A 12804-nucleotide genomic window follows, 5' to 3' on the forward strand; every position below is an offset into this window, starting at 1 on the left:
ATCCTCCTGCGAGGATAACTTTCCGCCGTGCGCGGCGCGGGTCAGGGCACCCGCAGCAGGTCGATCACCCCCGTGGTGCCCTCGTCGGCGTGGCCGGCGGCCAGGCGGCGCTCCATCAGGGTCATGAACGGGGTGAGCAGTTCGGGGCTGACCTTCTGTTCCTCGGCCGTACGCAGCAGGGTCGCGTTGCCCCGGACCATCATCGCGAGGTTGGACGTGACGTTCCTCGTGTAGTCGCCGCTGTCCAGGTGTTCGGCGATCCCGTGCGCGTACGGCGCCATCGCTGTGAGCCAGCCCACGACGAGGTCGGCGAAGCCCTTCGGCGGGATCTCCTCCCGGACGAGCGCGAAGGCGTGCGCCACCCCCGCGAACATGCCCGTCATCGCGCTCAGCAGCGCCACGTCGTGGAGGGCGGCGAGCCCGGGGTCCTCGCCGGTGTAGACGGTGCCTGCGGGTACGGCCAGCGTGCCCGCGTGGGCCTCGAACACCGCCCCGGAGCCGCTGTAGAAGACGTACGCCCCCGAGCCGGGCACCCCGATCATGGGCGGGACCGCCATGACGCCGCCGTCCAGGAACCGGGCGCCGCGCTCCTCGGCCCACCGGGCGCGGGCGCGAGCCTCCTCCGGGGTGCCGGTGGTGAGGTCGACCAGGTCCTTGCCGGACAGGTCGGCGCCGGCGAGGGCGTCGCCGACCGAGGCGTGGTCGAGCAGGCAGACGATCACCAGGTCGCTCGCGGCCACGGCCTCGGCGGCGGTCGCGGCGACGCGCGCGCCCTCGCGGGCGAGGGCCTCGGCACGCCCGGGGGTGCGGTTCCAGACGGTCAGCGGATGGCCGGCGGCGAGCCAGGCGCGGGCGAGCGCGCCACCCATCGCGCCCAGCCCGAGGAGGGACAGCGGAGACTTCTCAGCGTTGTGGGTCATGCCGATTAGGCTGGTCACGAGCCCCGAGCCGATCAAGTACGCACTTCGAAGTGGGTGCTTACCCCGGGGTGAGCGAGCAGCCAGGAAGGGGTGGACCATGCGGACCGCACGGCGTCCGGGGGCGTCCGGATGCGGGATCGACGCGGCGATGGAGGTGATCGGCGGCAAGTGGAAGAGCTCGATCCTCTGGGCGCTGAACGAACGCGCGTGCCGTTTCGGTGAGCTGCGCAGGCTGCTTCCGGGCGTGACCGAGAAGGTGCTCGCCTCGCATCTGCGGGAGATGGAGGCCGACGGCATCGTGCACCGCGAGGTCTACGACGAGGTGCCGCCGCACGTCGAATACTCGCTGACCCCGCTCGGCGTCACGCTGAACGAGGCGCTGGCCCCGCTCGGCGTGTGGGGACGGGAACACCTCCTCGGCGGACGCGACCATCACTGAACCAGTGGGGCGCCCACGGACTTTGGCCGGGTCGGTCACTGCGCCGGAAGCAATCTCCGGTCCTCACGAAGCCCCCTCATGATGCCCAGCGGGGGTGTCTCACGGACTTTGGCCGGGTCGGTCACTGCGCCGGCAGGAACCTCCTGTCCTCGCGAAGCCCGCTCCGCTCGACTCACGAAGATTCCTTCGCAAGCTCGGAATTTCCGCGGGGCCCGGGGTGGGCCTTCGCTGCGGTCCTCGCTTCCTTCCGCTCCGCTCCCTCGCTCCGGGCGAACGTTCGTGGACCGCTGGACGGGAATCCGGGTTTCAGGGCGTGGTCTCGTGGCCGGGCTGCCCGGGGGTGCGCCGCTGCTGCTTCAGTTCGGCCTCGTAGAGGTGGCGGCGTCCTCCGGCCAGTTCGTTGCGGGCCTGGCGTTCCAGCTCCTGGAAGGTCGCGTAGTAGCCGTCGTCGTACTCCTCGACGATCTGGAAGGTCCAGCGGCCCTGGATGACGTTGCGGCCGATCAGCTCGCGTTCGATCCGGTCGGCCCACTTGTCGTGCCCGGCCTGCCGCAGCAGCCGTACGGCGTCGTCCAGCTCGAAGTCCGCCGTCCCGGTGAGCTGGTGGAACGCGTACAGGTGACCTCTGACCCGGTGGATGGTCTCCAGCGCCTTGCTGAGCCTGCCCAGCGCGTCGACGGTGACGTCGTCCAGCCCCTGGGGGCGGCGGTGGGCGGGATCGGGCAGCCCGGCGGGTTCCTCACGTTCGGTCATGTTCCACCGCTACCCCTCGCGACGGCGCCTCTACCGGCTGCCGGAGCGGGCGTCGGCGCGGACGCTCAACCGGCGGGCGTCCCGGAGACGGACGGTTCGGCGGACGAGCGGATCGCGGCCAGCGCACGGGTCAGGTCCCGCGACGACAGCAGGAGCTTGTACATGATGGCGGCCTCGAAGAGGAGCAGCAGGGTGGCCGCGCCGATCGTGACCGGGATGACCGCGTCGACCAGCGGGCCGACGATGAACACCGCCATCTGGAACTCGATGCCGCTGACCAGATGCGTGCGGATCCGGTGCTCGCGCAGCCACTCGCGCAGGCCGGGATACCAGGAGAAGCGGCTGCGGAACTCCTCCTGCAGGTCCACGGTCTTCGTCAGGCGGATCCTGATCTCATCGGGGTCGTTGTCGAGGTCCTCGTGCAACAGGGACTCCGGCAGCGCGAGCGGACCGCCGGGCACCGACTCCTCGTAGGCGTGCCGCAGCGCGCGGCGCATCTGGCGGCGGACCTTCGCGATCTGCAGGGCGTCGACGTAGCGCAGCATGTCGAGGAACACCACTGCGATGCCGAGGAGCAGGTAGACCTCCTGCCCGGTCGCGTGGTACTGCCCCCACATGAGAGCGGCGGTGCAGGCCAGCACCCGGATCCGGTCGAAGACGTAGTCGAGCCAGCCGCCGAGGACCGTCCCCGTCCCCTTGAGCCGCGCGATCTTCCCGTCCATGCAGTCGAGGACGAAGCTCAGGTGGTAGAGGACGGCCCCGGCGACCAGCCACTGCCACTCGGCCCGCAGGAAGCACCAGGCCGAGCCCAGTCCGAGCACGAATGCGCCCCAGGTGATCTGGTTCGGGGTGATGGACGTGCGGTTGGCGGCCGTCACCACCAGCCGGCCCGCCAGGGGATCCACCAGGAACACGGTCCACCAGGCGTCGCGCGCCTTGTATGTCCGAGAGCGTACGTCATGCAGCGTGAACGTCATTTGGGGGGCTTTCTGAATCGTGGAGGGATTTCGGGGGGAACGTCAAAAATCGTCGTCCAGATCTTCCGTTTCGTCCGCGTCGTCATCCTGGTCAAGGGCGTGTGCGTCGTCGCCAAGGTGCAGGTCGTCGTCGGCGTCGAGTAGTTCCGCCATTTGCTGGAGAAGCATCTTAAGCATGTGTTTGCCCTTTGGCCGGCGTTTCTTTCGTCACTCCTCATCAAAGCATCGCCCGGCGTCACTCGTCGACTTTTTCCACAGGCCATCTGGGTGTGTGGAATTACCCGAAAAATCGAATTCCGACTTTTTTGGGATATTTGCGTTCCGTTCGTGCGACGGTCCGGGATGGGCGGGTCGGTCGTGCCGGCGGGCCGCCCGGTCCTCGTGGCCGGACTCCGCTCTGCCGTCCGCCGGCGCCCGCCGGAACGCCTCCAGCCTCCGGTTCTCACTCCTGTGGTGCCGGGCGACGGGATTGGTGGCGATGCCGTACAACCGCGGACGGCTCAGGCCGCCGGGCGGGCGAGATCCGAGAGCCACCGCTCGTGGTCGGCCCGGAGCGTAGAAGAGCGGCAGCGGCGGACCGGCGGGCGACGCTTCCACGGTGATCCTCGTACGCCCGCCCTCCGGCGGTTCCAGGACGTGCCGGTCCACGGCCCGGTAGCGGCCGGGGAAGGTGCCCGTCCAGGTGGGCTCGGCGGGGTCGTGGGGTCGTGGCCGCCGAAGCGAGCGACCTTGTTTCGAACATGTGATCTAAAACATGGCGAGATCCGGGTTACGATCATGCCGTCGCCGGCCAGGGTGGCCGGCCGGCTCTCCGCGCTGACGGGGTGTGAAGACGCCCCATGACTGGACGGGAGATCGACCGTGAGACGTGCACTGATCGCGTTGGGCATCGGCCTGGGCGTGTTCGGTTCCGCTGTCGTCAGTGGACCGGCACAGGCCGCGAATGTGCTGGTGGTCCCACTGGCTCGCACGGTGTCGGCGGCCCAGGAGGTCGCGAGGTTCTGGCTCGCCGACGGGGCCGCCAACTTGAAGAACGCCACGCCGTACGCCGTGCGGACCGCGGTCGGCGGGGAGCGCCTCCCCACGGACATCGTCCCGGACGGCCCTCCGATGCTCATCGCGCCGGGGCGGGGGCCGGCCTCGCCGGAGGGGAGCATGCCCACGACCTCGGGCAAGGTGTTCTTCATCGGCAGCGACCTACAGCCGCACTGGTGCACCGGCACGGCTGTGCAGTCGCCCTACCGGAACGTTGTCGCGACGGCGGGTCACTGCCTGCTGGACATCGAGGCGCCGGCCGGTCCGCTCGCCAAGTGGGTCTTCGTTCCCGGCTACTCCGAGGGCGCGGCCCCGTTCGGCCTGTACGTCGGGAAGCAGGCCGAGGCTCACTACGACTTCGACGACATCCGGGACCACGACCGCGACTACGCCTTCGTCAACGTGTACAACGGTGTCGTCTTCTCCGCTCCGGACGTGCTGACCAATGTCGGGAAGCTGGGCGACAACGTCGGCGGCCAGGGGCTCGCGATCAACCAGCCGCTCGCGCCCGCGGCCGACGTCTTCGGTCACCCCGCCGGCCCCAACCCCGACGGCAGCCGGCCCTACACGGGCGAGACCCTCGAACGGTCGACCGGACCGATGTTCGCCACGAAGGTCACGGGCCTCCGCATGGACCGTCCCATCGGCGTGGACTCCCCGTTCACCGGTGAAGGCTCCCTCGGGTCCTCGTGGCTGATCCGTTACGCCGACGACAGCCGTACCGGCTATCTCAACGGCATCACGATCAGTGCCGCCGACACCGACGGCGACGGCCGGTACGACACCGGCGTCTCGCCGTACTTCGACGGCGAGTTGTACGAGGTCTTCAAGCAGGCCGCCTACCAATGGACCGGCGGCATCGCGTAGATCCCGACGGGAACGCTCGCCGGGGCCGGGGCCGGAGCCGGAGCCGGGGGCGGCAGGGCCCCGGAGGCTGCGGAAACCAGGCGGCGCTCCCGTCCCGGCCGTACGGACCGGGGCGGGAGCGCCGTGAAGAGCGGACGGCCTATCCCTGCAGGGCGTCCTGGTCGTCGGCCGGGGAGGCCGAGGGCGAGGGCGAGGGCACTGCCGAGGCCGAGCCGGCGGGCAGCGCGCTGCCGCGCTTCCACTGGTTCCAGCTCAGCTGCCAGTAGCTCCAGCCGTTGCGCCAGTCGAGCTTGCGCTTGGTGCCGGTGACCTCGATGACGTCACCGCGCTGGCTGATGCCGTAGAACCACTTGGCCCCGGCGGGCGTGGCGCGCACGCACCCGTGGCTCTGGTTCGACCTGCCCAGGAACTGGTAGTCGCCCGCGCTCTGGTGGACGTACTCGCCGCTGTCGGAGATCCGGACCGCCCAGGGGATCTCCAGCTTGTAGTAGAGCGGGTCGTTGGGGTCGGTGACGCCGAGCCAGGACGAGGTCATCGTCTCGACCCGCTTCTTGCCCATCGCGAGGTGGACGCCGGTGGTCGTGAGGTAGACGTCGACGCCGTTGCGCGGCAGGCCGCCGCGGCCCGCGCTGATCGGGATGGTCTTGGCGAGCTTCCCGTCGCGGCGCACCTTCATCACGTGCTTCCTGGTGTCGACCACCGAGATGTTGGCGGTGCCGACGGCGAAGCGGCGCGAGACGTCCTTGGCGGCCTCGTTGCCGGGGATCTGGCTCAGCCTGGCGGTGAACAGGACCTTCTGGTGCGGCTTCCAGTAGGTCTGGGTCCGATAGATGACCTTGCGGTCGGAGACCCAGCGCCAGGCGCCCTCGGCGGGCTTTTCCGCCTGGACCTGCAGCACCGCTTCCGCGGCCGCCCTGTCGCGCACCGCGCGGTCGAAGGTGACGATGATCGGGAAACCGACGCCGACCCGCTCGACCTTCTCGCCCATGGGCGTGATGTCGGCGATGCCGAGCTTCGGCTTTCCCGCCTTGCGTGCCGTCCTGGACGCCGCGTGCGGGGCGAGTGCCGCCACCGCCTGGGCGTCCTGAGCCTGAGTGGCCGGAGCCTGAGTGGCCGTCCCGGCCGTACCAGTGACTGATGCGGCGGGAGTGGTCGTGCCTCCCGCCGAGCAGGCCGTAGCGACGGCGATGGCGGCGACGGTCAGTGTGACGTGGGCCGCCCGCCGGAGGGTATTCACGGTCTACTCCTCATAGGGGGTGTTACACAGCGATTTGCACTGACTTGGAACGTGTGAAATCGCTGTTTTGTGCGGCCGATTCCGTAACGATCACGTAACACCGGTTTAAGACGGTGCTGTCGGTGAAGGCGCTCTCACCGAGGCGGCCGTGGCTGACCGCCCGTACGGCAGGCCCGTCCCGCCGATCGGCAGCGCTCGGCATGCGGTAGGCGGTCGTGATCGCCACCGCGCTCGGCCTCGACGTGCGGTGACAGCCCGGCCCGCGGGCGCGCGCGGCGCCCTGCCGTACGATCGGCCGCGTGCTGTTGATGACGCTCGACGCGTATCCGGACGGTCCCGGGCTGTGCGCCCGCGATGACGAGGAGGCGCTGCGGGTCGCCGCCGCGGCCTTTCCCGGTACGGAGCCCGTCGTGGCGGTGGACGAGGACGACCCGGGCGCGCCCCTCCGGTTCCTGCGCCGCGACGTCACCGGGGCGTTCGTGGCGGTCCAGGCGCGCCCCCCGGTCGCCGAGGCCCTCGGCCTGCTGCCGCATCCCGAGGGCGGGTGGTATCGCGAGACGTGGCGGGCGCCGGTCTCCGTCGAGCCTCCTGGGTACGGCGGCACGCGGGCGACGGCGACGGGCATCTACTTCCTGCTCGAACCCGGCGAGGAGTCGGTCTGGCACGCCGTGCGGTCCGACGAGGTGTGGCTGTGGCATCGGGGCGGCCCGCTGACGCTCGTGCTCGGCGGCACCGGCGAGCGGCCCGGCCGGGAGGACGTCGTCGTTCTCGGTCCGGACGTGGAGAACGGGCAGGTCCCGCAGGCGGTGGTGCCGGCGGGCACCTGGCAGGCTGCCCGACCGGCGGGGGCCGAGGGCGTGCTGGTGAGCTGCGTCGTGTCACCCGGCTTCGACTTCGCCGACTTCACGGCGCTCTGAGCCGCTTCGCTCCGCCGCGTCCCTCGGCGCTCAGGCGGTGGCGCCGGGGAGCCCGACCCGGTCGGGCACCTGGCGGGGCAGGCCGCGCAACCACGTCTCCAGGTCGGAGGGCCACCAGCGGCCCGCCGACAGCCCGCGCAACGTCTCCTTGACGGCGGCGGCCGAGGCGGGGCTCGGCACCACCCGGGTCGGCGCGGCCCCGGCGAGCACGCCGAGCCACCAGTGCCGCCGTGTCGGCGTCAGGCCGTCGGGGTCGAGGACGATGTAGTAGTCGGGGAGCACCAGCCGCTCGGCGCGCAGCGCGCCGAGCGCCGCCTCGACGGCGACCTCCAGGCCGCCCACGGGGGTCGTCCCGTCGAAGAAGCCGGTCCACGCCTCGCCGACCTCGGCCAGGGGATCGGCGTCGTGCAACACGTAGGTCCCACTCGCCCGCGTGACCACGTCGGTCATCTCGGCGGGGGTCCGCTCTCCCCGGGTGATCGCCCGCACGTTGTGCAGCCCGTCGAGCGCCGAGATCACCTCGGCGGCCCGCTCCCCGGCCACCACGACCACTGTGCTGCTCAGCCGTCGCATACCGGGAGTCTAAGGATCGCGGTGGTAACCGTACGCGCTGGGGGGTAGGGCGAGGACGGCGTACGAGTAACGGGAGGAGAACCGGGGTGCGGGACAGGGATCGCTGGGTGCTGACCGACGGGGCGTGGACGGCGAGCGCGAGCGAGCGGGACCGTACGGTCGCCGACCCGGCGACCGGGGAGCCGGTGGGCGACTTCCCCGCGGGGTGCGCCGAGGACGTGGAGCGGGCCGTCGGCTCGGCCCGCCGCGCCCAGCCCGGCTGGGCCCGTACGGCTCCCGCCGAGCGGGCCGCGTGCCTGCACCGGATGGCCGACCGGATCGAGGCCCGCGCCGGCGAGCTGGCCGAACTGGTGACCAGGGAGATGGGCAAGCCGATCGGTGACAGCCGCGGCGGTGTGGCGGCGGGCGTCGGCACGCTGCGGCAGTACGCCGAGCTGGGGCCGCTGCACCGGGGACGGAGCCTGCAGGGCGGCTGGGACGCCACCGACCTGATGGTTCACGAGCCGCGCGGCGTGGTCGCGGTGATCACGCCGTGGAACGACCCGGTCGCCATCGCCTGCGGGCTCATCGGCGCGGCCGTGGTGACCGGCAACACGGTCGTGCACAAGCCGTCGGAGCGCACACCGCACGCCGGTGCGCTGCTCGCCGAGCTGATGGCGGCGGAGCTGCCGCCGGGCGTGCTGACCATGGTGCCGGGCGACCGGCACCCGGGCGAGGCCCTGGCCGCGCACCCGGGCGTCGACCTCGTCGCGCACGTCGGCTCGACCGCCGCGGGCCGGGCCATCGCCGCCGTGGCCGCGCGGACCGGAGCCAGGACCCTGCTGGAGAACGGCGGCAAGGACCCGCTGATCGTCGACGCGGGCGTGGACGTGAAGTGGGCCGCGGGCCAGGCGGCGACCGGCTGCTTCGCCAACGCGGGGCAGATCTGCACCTCGGCCGAGCGGGTCTACGTCCACCGCGATGTCGCCGAGGAGTTCCTCGCCGCGCTCGTGCAGCGGGCCGAGGAGCTGCGCGTGGGGCCCGGCATGGACGAGGAGACCGCGCTCGGGCCCCTCGTCGACCGGGCGCAGCGCGACGTCGTGGACCGGCACGTGCGCGGCGCGATCGAGGCGGGGGCGCGGCTGCTGACCGGCGGATACGTGCCCGAGGGACCGGGGGCCTTCTACCCGCCGACCGTCCTCGCCGACTGCACCGAGAACATGGACGTCATGCGCGAGGAGACGTTCGGGCCGGTCGCGGCGGTGCGCGTAGTCGGGTCGTTCGACGAGGCGCTTGAGCTGGCCGGCGAGTCGCGGTACGGCCTGGCGGCCACCGTCCTCACTCCGTCGATGGCCAACGCCCAGCGCGCCTGGCGCGAGCTGCCGGTGGGCACGGTGAAGATCAACGCCGTCTTCGGCGGGGCGCCCGGCGGCGCGGCCCAGCCGTTGCGCGCCAGCGGGCACGGTTTCGGGTACGGCCCCGAGCTGCTCGACGAGATGACCCATACGAAGGTCGTCCACCTGGCCCCGCTGCCCTGAGGAACGCAGCCTTGACCCGACACTGGGCGCGAGGCGCGTGATTGGAGCTGACGCGCTGCCTACCGTCTTCCTCGTACGATCCGTGACCTCGGGGGAGACTCATGATCATCTGTTCGGCCGCCGCCGCCCTCGCCGCGACCCTGATCGCCGGACCGGTCGCGTCCGCGGACCCCGCGCCGTCCGCGGGCACTTCCACGGGCGGCGCGGGGCCGATCGCGGCGCCGCCCGACACGGCGGTCTACAACCCCGGCTACGGCCCCTCGGGTCCCGACGACGGTCCGGCGTACACGCCCGTGGCCATGCCCGTCGCCATGCCGGTCGCCGGCGCCGCTCCGATCATGGGGGCGCCGAGCGAGCCGAAGCAGGCCACCTATCACCTGAAGGGCAAGGACGGCGTGCGCCACGACGTGGTGGTCGTCCCGGTTTCGGACGACCCCTCCAAGCCGATCACGCTGCCCGACTTCGGGTTCCAGAAGTTCAAGGTGACGGACAAGCCGCGCACCCGCAGTCCGCGCGAGCACAAGCAGCACCACCACGCGGCGCAGCAGCACGGGGGGAAGAAGCACCGCCACGGCGGCAAGGGCCTGCGCCGCCACCGCTGACGACGCGCCGGCGGGAAACCGGGATCCGCGGCGAGGGACATCGTCGGCGTCGTGGACCATGACGCGGCACCGGCCACCGGCGCAGGCAAGGGCATGGATGAGAAAACGCACGTCAGCTCGCCGCCGAGGGACCGACCGTCTGCGCCGGCCGAGGTCCAGGGTGCACGCCCTGGACCTCGGCCCTTGTCGGAGTGAGCACTCACTCCGTACAGTTGGGGCATGACGACATCCAAACCGAACGACACCGACGCCGCCCCCTCCGCGCCGACCCGGCGCCGGGCGCCGAGCATGAGCCCCGAGGATCGCCGCGCCATGATCGTGCACACGACCTTGCCGCTGGTGGCCGAGTACGGAGCCGCCGTGAAGACCAGCCAGATCGCCGCGGCGGCCGGGATCGGCGAAGCCACGATCTTCCGGGTGTTCAAGGACAAGGACGAGCTTCTCGAAGCGTGTATCGCCGAGGTGCTGCGGCCGGACAACGTGGTCGAGGCCATCCGCGCCATCCCGTTGGACATCTCGCTGCACGAAAGGCTGCACGAGGCCGCCTCCGCCATGGAGGCGCACATGGACAGAATGGGCCGCGTGCTCGGCGCGGTGCACGCCTCCGGCTTCCGCAGCGGCCCCCGCGATCGTGGCGACGTGTCCGGGCGACCACGGGAGCGCGACAGCCGGGTCGCCGGCATCGCCGCGACCAGAGCGGCGCTGGCCGAACTGTTCGCCCCCGAGCAGCCCGCGTTGCGCCTGCCCGCCGACCAGCTCGCGGGTGTCCTGCTGGACCTGCTGTTCGCCCGGTCCCGCCGTCCTGACGCCGATGAAGAACCGATCTGCTTGGCGTCGCTGATCGGACTGTTCCTGCACGGCGCGTTCGACCACACCAAGCTGCCGGCCGAGTTTCAGGGCGGTGCTTAGTGGACCATGGTGGGGGCGGTGTCGAATCGGCGATGCGCCGCCTTCCACTCGGGTTGGACGACCCCACCAGCGTCGCCGACAGCGGGCTGACCGGCCCCATCGACATTCCGGACCCCACGCCGCGAAAACAGCCCGGGGACTTGAGGTCACGCCGGCGACGGATCCGGGAGACGGCCGTCGGCACCGTGCGCGGCCTGCCGCGCGTGGTCGGGCTGACGTGGCAGGCCAGTCCGGTGCTGACCGTGCTGATCGGCATCGTCACCATCGTCAGCGGCCTGCTGCCCACCGCCGCGGCGTACATGACGAAGCTGCTGATGGACTCGGTGGTCGAGGCCATTCAGGTGCATTCCCAGAACCGCCCGGACGTCGTCATGCTGACGGTGCCGCCGTTCCCCGGCATCGCGATGACGTCGGTCGTCAAGATCATCGCAGTGGCCGCACTGCAGCTTCTCCTCTTCACGCTGACCACGGTCCTCACGGCGCTGACGAACATCGCCCAGCAACTGCTGCAGGAGAAGATGGTGCTCACCATCCGGCACAAGGTGATGGAGCACGCCAGTAGGTTGCATCTCGCCTTCTTCGAAGGCTCCCAGTCCTACGACCTGCTGCGGCAGGCCGACCAGGAGGCGCCCACCCGCCCGCTGTCGATGATGAACTCCGCGTTCGGCCTGGTGAGGACCACGATCACGTTCTGCACGATGATCGCCATGCTGATCGCGATCAGCCCGCTCCTCGCGGTCGTGGCGCTGGTCACTCCGATCCCGGCGTTCGTCTCGCAAACCCGGTACTCCGCCCGGAGCTTCGCGTTCAACTTCCTCGGCTCCCCGATCCGCCGCCGGATGGAGTACCTGGCGGGGCTCGTCACCACCGACACGTACGCCAAGGAGATCAAGCACTTCGGGCTCGGCGCCTACCTCGTCGACCGGTTCCGCCGGCTCGGCGAGGTCTACTACGAACGGCAGCGCAAGCTGATCGGCACCCGCAACATGGCGGCCGCCGCCTGGAGCATGCTGACGACCGTCACCAGCTCCGCGATATACCTCTACATCGCGCTGCAGGCCGTCTCGGGCAGGCTCACCCTGGGTGACCTCGCGCTGTACACCGGTGCCGCGGCCGCCGTGCAGAGCTCCGTCCAGGGCCTGTTCCTGGGGTTCAGCGGCATGTACGAGAACAACCTGTTCCTGGACCTGCTGTACCGCTTTCTCGGCACCCGCCCGGCGATCCGCGGACCGGAGCGGCCCCGCCCGCTGCCGGCGGACGTACGCGGTCACGTGCGGTTCGAAGAGGTCTCGTTCAGCTACTCCGGATCCGACGTCAAGGCACTCGACCGGGTCAGCTTCGAGATCCGCCCGGGCGAGACCGTCGCGGTGGTCGGCCGCAACGGCGCGGGCAAGTCCACCCTGATCAAGCTGCTGTGCCGGTTGTACGACCCGACAGAAGGCCGGATCCTGCTGGACGGCACCGACATCAGGGAGTACGACCCGGAGGAGTACCGGGCCAGGATCAGCGCGATGTTCCAGGACTTCGTGACCTATCAGGCCACCGCGAGCGAGAACATCGGCCTCGGCAACCTGCCGCGGCTCGAGGACAGGGAGGCGATCGTGGACTCGGCCGAGCGGGCCGGGATAGCCGAGCGCATCGAGCGGCTGCCCAGAGGCTTCGACAGTCCGCTCGGCCGGTGGTTCGACCAGGGCGTCAGTCTCTCCGGCGGTGAGTGGCAGAAGATCGCGCTGGCCAGAGCGTTCATGCGCGAGTCCGCGATCCTCGTGCTCGACGAGCCGACCTCCGCGCTCGACGCGCAGGCCGAGCATGATCTGTTCACCCGGCTGCGCGCCCTGGCCGCGGGGCAGACCACGCTGTACATCTCGCACCGTTTTTCCACCGTCCGCCAATCCGACCGGATCATGTTCCTGGAGGACGGCAAGCTCGTGGAGGACGGCACCCACACCGAACTGATGCGAATCGAGGGCAGGTACGCCGAACTGTTCACCCTGCAGGCGTCGGCATACCTCGATGACGCGAAAGCCGCCGGGTCATGAACAAGGCGCCCCTGGCCGC

At 70.9% G+C, this 12804-nt stretch carries 13 protein-coding genes; 7 read left to right on the forward strand and 6 right to left on the reverse strand.

Annotated elements, in window-relative coordinates; all coding sequences use genetic code 11:
* Window positions 1-41: 41 nt before the first annotated feature.
* A complete protein-coding gene (locus ABZ857_RS02740; protein ID WP_357036408.1) occupies window positions 42-920 on the reverse strand; it encodes an NAD(P)-binding domain-containing protein in 879 nt (292 codons plus the stop codon).
* 97 nt (window positions 921-1017) lie between these two features.
* On the opposite strand from ABZ857_RS02740, the gene ABZ857_RS02745 reads away from it, so the two are divergent.
* Window positions 1018-1359 (forward strand): helix-turn-helix domain-containing protein, encoded by a 342-nt coding sequence (locus ABZ857_RS02745; RefSeq protein ID WP_357036411.1) that lies wholly within the window; start codon window positions 1018-1020, stop codon window positions 1357-1359.
* A 306-nt stretch (window positions 1360-1665) separates the two neighbouring features.
* Here the strand turns inward: ABZ857_RS02745 and ABZ857_RS02750 are convergent, their stop codons facing one another.
* From ABZ857_RS02750 to ABZ857_RS02760, 3 genes are all read right to left on the reverse strand, one after another.
* Window positions 1666-2112: a hypothetical protein gene (locus ABZ857_RS02750; RefSeq protein WP_357036414.1), complete on the reverse strand. Its 447-nt coding sequence runs from the start codon at window positions 2110-2112 to the stop codon at window positions 1666-1668.
* Between the two features lie 65 nt (window positions 2113-2177).
* Window positions 2178-3089, reverse strand: coding sequence for a CDP-alcohol phosphatidyltransferase family protein (locus ABZ857_RS02755; protein ID WP_357036417.1), 912 nt, complete (start codon window positions 3087-3089; stop codon window positions 2178-2180).
* Between the two features lie 42 nt (window positions 3090-3131).
* Window positions 3132-3266, reverse strand: coding sequence for a hypothetical protein (locus tag ABZ857_RS02760; protein ID WP_357036420.1), 135 nt, complete (start codon window positions 3264-3266; stop codon window positions 3132-3134).
* A gap of 684 nt (window positions 3267-3950) precedes the next feature.
* Between ABZ857_RS02760 and ABZ857_RS02765 the strand changes: the two genes are divergently transcribed.
* The gene (locus ABZ857_RS02765) at window positions 3951-4991 is read left to right on the forward strand and encodes a hypothetical protein (RefSeq protein ID WP_357036423.1); all 1041 of its coding nucleotides are present in this window, start codon (window positions 3951-3953) and stop codon (window positions 4989-4991) included.
* A gap of 139 nt (window positions 4992-5130) precedes the next feature.
* On the opposite strand, the gene ABZ857_RS02770 is transcribed toward ABZ857_RS02765, so the two are convergent.
* Window positions 5131-6228, reverse strand: a complete 1098-nt coding sequence (locus tag ABZ857_RS02770; RefSeq protein WP_357036426.1) for a L,D-transpeptidase — start codon at window positions 6226-6228, stop codon at window positions 5131-5133.
* A gap of 308 nt (window positions 6229-6536) precedes the next feature.
* Between ABZ857_RS02770 and ABZ857_RS02775 the strand changes: the two genes are divergently transcribed.
* On the forward strand, window positions 6537-7145 hold the full coding sequence (locus tag ABZ857_RS02775) for a cupin domain-containing protein (RefSeq protein WP_357037383.1): 609 nt from the start codon (window positions 6537-6539) through the stop codon (window positions 7143-7145).
* A gap of 30 nt (window positions 7146-7175) precedes the next feature.
* Here the strand turns inward: ABZ857_RS02775 and ABZ857_RS02780 are convergent, their stop codons facing one another.
* Window positions 7176-7718: a hypothetical protein gene (locus tag ABZ857_RS02780; RefSeq protein ID WP_357036429.1), complete on the reverse strand. Its 543-nt coding sequence runs from the start codon at window positions 7716-7718 to the stop codon at window positions 7176-7178.
* An 86-nt stretch (window positions 7719-7804) separates the two neighbouring features.
* Here ABZ857_RS02780 and ABZ857_RS02785 point away from each other — a divergent pair, with 86 nt between their 5' ends.
* From ABZ857_RS02785 to ABZ857_RS02800, 4 genes are all read left to right on the forward strand, one after another.
* Window positions 7805-9235: an aldehyde dehydrogenase family protein gene (locus ABZ857_RS02785; protein ID WP_357036432.1), complete on the forward strand. Its 1431-nt coding sequence runs from the start codon at window positions 7805-7807 to the stop codon at window positions 9233-9235.
* A gap of 101 nt (window positions 9236-9336) precedes the next feature.
* A complete protein-coding gene (locus ABZ857_RS02790) occupies window positions 9337-9837 on the forward strand; it encodes a hypothetical protein (RefSeq protein WP_357036435.1) in 501 nt (166 codons plus the stop codon).
* A gap of 219 nt (window positions 9838-10056) precedes the next feature.
* Window positions 10057-10746 carry a TetR family transcriptional regulator gene (locus ABZ857_RS02795; RefSeq protein WP_357036438.1) on the forward strand — a complete coding sequence of 230 codons (690 nt, stop codon included), beginning with the start codon at window positions 10057-10059 and terminating at the stop codon, window positions 10744-10746.
* A 32-nt stretch (window positions 10747-10778) separates the two neighbouring features.
* Complete coding sequence (locus ABZ857_RS02800; RefSeq protein WP_357036441.1) at window positions 10779-12785, forward strand: ABC transporter ATP-binding protein; 2007 nt, start codon at window positions 10779-10781, stop codon at window positions 12783-12785.
* The last annotated feature ends 19 nt before the right edge of the window (window positions 12786-12804 follow it).

Origin of the sequence: Microbispora sp. NPDC046933 (assembly GCF_040644635.1) — a bacterium.
GTDB lineage: Bacteria > Actinomycetota > Actinomycetes > Streptosporangiales > Streptosporangiaceae > Microbispora.